This is a genomic window from Amycolatopsis minnesotensis (assembly GCF_039529815.1).
GTDB classification, from domain to species: Bacteria; Actinomycetota; Actinomycetes; order Mycobacteriales; family Pseudonocardiaceae; genus Amycolatopsis; species Amycolatopsis minnesotensis.
In genome coordinates, this window is record NZ_BAAANN010000137.1 from 1 (window position 1) to 868 (window position 868).

Here is an 868-nt window from a genome sequence, read left to right on the forward strand (position 1 = left end):
AGAGCGTGTCTCATTTGGTGAGTTTCTTGTAGCAGGTAAGCGTGGCGGCGAGGGTGAGGAAGGCGCAAAAGTGGTTGGCGTAGCGGTCATAGCGGATGGTGAGCCGGTGGTAGCCGAAGAGCCAGGCGATGGATCGTTCGATGACCCAGCGGTGTTTGCCGAGTTTCCTGCTGGACTCGATGCCTTTGCGGGCGATGCGCACGACGATGCCACGATCGCGGACCCAGTCCCGTAGGTCGGCGTGGTCGTAGGCCTTGTCGGCATGCAGTTTGCCGGGTTTGCGGCGGCGGGGCCCGCGTCGGGACTTGATCGCCGGGATCGCCATGACCAAGGGTTTGAGAGCGTAGGAGTCGTTGGTGTTCGCAGCGGATACCGCGACCGCCAGTGGCAGGCCCGCCCGGTCGGACAGGACGTGGATCTTCGATCCGGACTTGCCGCGGTCGACCGGGTTCGGGCCGGTCATGGGTCCCCTTTTTTCGCCCGAACCGATGCTCCGTCCAGGACTGCCCTGGACCAGTCGATCTCGCCTTGGCTGCCCAGTTCATCCAGGACTGCCCGGTGCAGTCGAGGCCACAGGCCGGCTTGGGTCCATTCGGTAAACCGGCGATGCGCGGTCGGCACCGTGACACCGAACGACGGTGGCAGCATCCGCCACGCACACCCGCTGGTCAGCACGTACACCACCGCGGTGAACACGGCCCGGTCGTCGACCGGCGCCCTGCCACCACCCTGCGGACGCGGCGAAAACGAGGGAATCAACGGCTCGACCAGAGCCCACAACTCATCCGGCACCAGCCGCCGGGACAACGCATCAGCCATGGCAACGATCATGCATCATCAGCCACAACATCCATACGAGACACGCTCT

Annotated in this window: 1 protein-coding gene; it reads right to left on the bottom strand. The window is 64.6% G+C overall.

Annotated elements, in window-relative coordinates:
• Positions 1–10 precede the first annotated feature (10 nt).
• A protein-coding gene (locus tag ABD256_RS44185) for an IS5 family transposase (protein WP_344432405.1) occupies positions 11–819 on the bottom strand; the annotation gives its coding sequence in 2 pieces (ribosomal slippage) (positions 11–471 and positions 471–819; 810 coding nt in all).
• Between the last annotated feature and the right edge of the window lie 49 nt (positions 820–868).